This window comes from Streptomyces sp. NPDC002206 (genome assembly GCF_053593595.1).
Map to the genome: position 1 here is coordinate 130,138 of NZ_JBSFCW010000005.1, position 676 is coordinate 130,813.

Consider the following 676-nt stretch of genomic DNA (forward strand, 5'->3'; position numbering starts at 1 on the left):
CGCAGGCAATGCCCCAGCCGGCGCCCCCGACAAGGGCGAAGCCGGAGCCGAAGCCGAAGCCCCAGGGAGCGTCTCAGGAAAAGCCGAAGGCCCAGGGGGCGTCTAAGGAGAAGCCGAAAAAGTCCGCGCACGACTGCACGCCGCCCACCCCCGCAACGCCGGCCACTCCCGCAACGCCGGCCACCCCGACCATCCCGGGCACGCCCAACACCCCCAACACCCCGAATACCCCCAACACACCCAACACGCCCAACACACCAGGGTGCTGCTGAACCTCGACGGGCCGCTTGATTCTTAGCATCACGTGACGACGCTGCGCAGTGGAGGCACTGCGCAGCGTCGTCACGTGCTTTCAGATCGTCACTGCGGGGTGTTCGGGGTGTTGGGGCTGTTCGGGGTGTTGAACCCGCCGATCTGACCCGTGTTCGGAGTGTTCGGGGTGTTCGGCGTGTTCGGGGTGTTGAACCCGCCGATCTGACCCGTGTTCGGAGTGTTCGGGGTGTTCGGCGTGTTCGGGGTGTTGACCCCACCGATCTGACCCGTGTTCGGAGTGTTCGGGGTGTTCGGCGTGTTCGGGGTGTTGACCCCACCGATCTGACCCGTGTTCGGAGTGTTCGGGGTGTTCGGCGTGTTCGGGGTGTTGACCCCACCGATCTGACCCGTGTTCGGAGTGTTA

1 protein-coding gene and 1 pseudogene are annotated in these 676 nt (G+C 65.5%); both read right to left on the minus strand.

The genetic code is table 11. The features are described from left to right. Positions 1-73 precede the first annotated feature (73 nt). Positions 74-346: a hypothetical protein gene (locus ACWCP8_RS12815; protein ID WP_352264103.1), complete on the minus strand. Its 273-nt coding sequence runs from the start codon at positions 344-346 to the stop codon at positions 74-76. Between the two features lie 14 nt (positions 347-360). Next, positions 361-676 (minus strand): annotated as a pseudogene (locus ACWCP8_RS12820) (hypothetical protein); the annotation flags it as partial.